At 71.7% G+C, this 2053-nt stretch carries 3 protein-coding genes; all 3 read left to right on the top strand.

Features of this window, described 5'->3' with window-relative positions; translation table 11 throughout:
- Window positions 1-989, top strand: a 989-nt coding sequence (locus G6019_RS16070) for a molybdopterin-dependent oxidoreductase (protein WP_182628030.1), incomplete at its 5' end; no start/stop codon positions are given.
- Window positions 990-1063: 74 nt separating this feature from the next.
- Window positions 1064-1645 (top strand): ECF RNA polymerase sigma factor SigK, encoded by a 582-nt coding sequence (gene sigK, locus G6019_RS16065; RefSeq protein ID WP_107758255.1) that lies wholly within the window; start codon window positions 1064-1066, stop codon window positions 1643-1645.
- The coding region (locus G6019_RS16060) for an RskA family anti-sigma factor (protein WP_439822634.1) at window positions 1642-2053 on the top strand (412 nt) is incomplete at its 3' end. The genes sigK and G6019_RS16060, both read left to right, overlap by 4 nt.

Raw genomic sequence — 2053 nt, 5'->3', positions numbered from 1 at the left:
CCGCCGACGCCCTCGCCGAGCGCGCGGGCCTGCGGCTGCCGCGGGTACTCGGTCGCAACGCCGCCCCGCCGGTGCCGGACGGAGTGGTTCCCGACGCCCCCGGTGTCACCCCGTTCCTCACGTCCAACGAGGAGTTCTACCGCATCGACACCGCGCTGCGGGTACCCGCCCTGACCACCGCGGACTGGCGGTTGCGGATCCACGGGATGGTGGACAGGGAGATCGAGCTGGACTGGCAGTCCCTGACGAGCAGGGAGTTCCGGGACCGGATCGTCACCCTGACCTGCGTGTCCAACGAGGTCGGCGGCGACCTCGCCGGAACGGCGACCTGGACCGGCTTCCCGATCGACGAACTGCTCGCGGAAGCCGGGCCCCTGCCCGAGGCCGACATGCTGCTCTCGACCTCGGTCGACGGCTGGACGGCGGGCACCCCGCTCGAGGCACTGACGGACGGGCGGGACGCGTTGCTGGCCGTCGGGATGAACGGCGAGCCGCTCCCTCTCGAGCACGGGTATCCCGTCCGGCAGGTCGTCCCCGGCCTGTACGGCTACGTCTCCGCCACCAAATGGGTGGTGGACTGGGAGGTCACCCGGTTCGACCGGGCGAGCGCCTACTGGACCGACCGGGGGTGGGGCGAGAGGGGGCCGATCCTCACCGCGAGCCGTATCGACCGGCCCGCCCCGCTGGCCCAGCTGGATCCCGGCCCCGTCGTGGTCGCCGGGACGGCGTGGGCCCAACACCGCGGCATCGACCGAGTGGAGGTGCGGGTCGACGACGGGCCGTGGAACGAGGCAGCGCTCGCGGAGGAGTACTCGATCGATACCTGGCGCATGTGGTCGTGGACGTGGGACGCCGAACCCGGCCTGCACACGCTGTCCGTCCGGGCGACCGATTCGACCGGTGAGGTCCAGACCGAGACGCGGCAGCCTCCGATACCCACCGGGGCCACGGGCTGGCACAACCGCACGTTCCGGGTGTCGGGGACATGACCGTCCTCGACACGCGCCGCCCCACCGCGCGCCCGTTCCCTGAGTTCCCCACCCCTCGGATTAGACTGTCCTCCGTGTCCGACCCCACCGCCCTGTCGCTGGCCGATCCGGGGCGCCTGTTGGAACTCTCCGCGGCCGGCGACCTCGAGGCCTTCGCCCGCTTCTATGACCTCATGGCGCCCCGGGTCCACGGTCTCGCCCTGCGGGTCCTCCGCGACCCCGGGTACGCCGAGGAGACCGTGCAGGAGGTGTTCCTGCAGGTCTGGAAGCAGGCCTCGGGGTACAGTCCGAAGCTCGGGTCGGTCCATTCCTGGGTGCTGACCATCGCACACCGGCGCGCGGTGGACCGGGTGCGGTCGGAGAGCTCCGCGGCGCGGCGCGACGAGGCGGACGCCGCCGCGGGGATCACCCACTCCGGGGACGTCGCCGACCAGGTGACCGAGGAGATCACCCGGGAGGAAGATGCCGCCGACGTCCGTCGTTGTCTGGGGGAGCTCACCGAGAACCAGCGCGAGTCGATCGAGATGGCGTACTTCACGGGACTGACCTACCGAGAGGTCGCCGACCAGCTGGGGGCCGCACTGCCCACGATCAAATCACGAATCCGGGACGGCCTGCGCCGTCTCAAGAGCTGCCTGGGGGGTGAGCTGTCATGACCGTCCGACACCACGATCATCCGGAGTCCCCGGGCACGGTTCATCCCGAGGATCTCGACCTCTACGCCCTGGATGCGTTGGACGATCAGGAGACGGAGGCCGTCGAGCAGACCCTCGTCAACGCCGCACCGGATCAGCGCAGGTCGATGCTCGCCCACATCCGGTCCACCCGGGAGGTCGCAGCCGATCTGGTGGCCGATGCCGACCTCGACGTCCCGCCGCCGCCGGGGCTCCGGGCCAGGATTCTCGATCTGGTCGCGGCGGAGTCCGCGCCCGTAACCGACGCGGGGACACCGGAACCCGACGGCACCCGGGACACCGGCGGTGCGGCCGTGGTCGATCTGAGCCATGTGCGTGAGCGCCGGCGCCCCGGCGTGTGGACCGTCGTCGCCTCCGCCGCGGCGGCCG

It is taken from the genome of Dietzia sp. DQ12-76 (genome assembly GCF_014145045.1).
In the GTDB taxonomy this organism is placed as follows: domain Bacteria; phylum Actinomycetota; class Actinomycetes; order Mycobacteriales; family Mycobacteriaceae; genus Dietzia.
This window is presented reverse-complemented; position numbering and strand designations above follow the sequence as displayed.